The 330-nt window shown below is 47.9% G+C and carries 1 protein-coding gene; it reads right to left on the bottom strand.

Annotated features, from left to right (window positions below; all coding sequences use genetic code 11):
* Nucleotides 1-330, bottom strand: a 330-nt coding sequence (locus QWI17_RS19465; protein ID WP_302724194.1) for an ABC transporter transmembrane domain-containing protein, incomplete at both ends; no start/stop codon positions are given.

Below are 330 nucleotides of genomic sequence, written 5' to 3'. Positions count from 1 at the left end.
AACACCGCTAATAGCACGACGGGGATCATGATGAGTGGTCCGGCGATGACCCAAATGAGTGCTAAGAATAACAGAACGAAAGGCAGATCCATGACAAGCAGAATAGACTGACCTGAATAGAACTCTTGGATCTGTTCTAGTGCCTGAGTTTTATCAAGGTAATACCCTGCTGGTTCTTTTTCAAACGCAGCGTTGTCAGTATTCAAGATGTGGTTCATCGCTTTCAGGCTTTCGCGATGATCAAATTGAGCGCCGCTCCAGCTTAGTAGAGTGGAACGGAAAATCCGCAACGCTGTATCGAGGACGACCACGCCGAGCATGCCCAATATG

Source organism: Gilvimarinus gilvus (assembly GCF_030518155.1).
Taxonomy (GTDB): Bacteria; Pseudomonadota; Gammaproteobacteria; order Pseudomonadales; family Cellvibrionaceae; genus Gilvimarinus; species Gilvimarinus gilvus.
The sequence above is the reverse complement of the archived record's forward strand: the minus strand, read 5'-3'. Positions and strand labels throughout refer to the sequence as shown.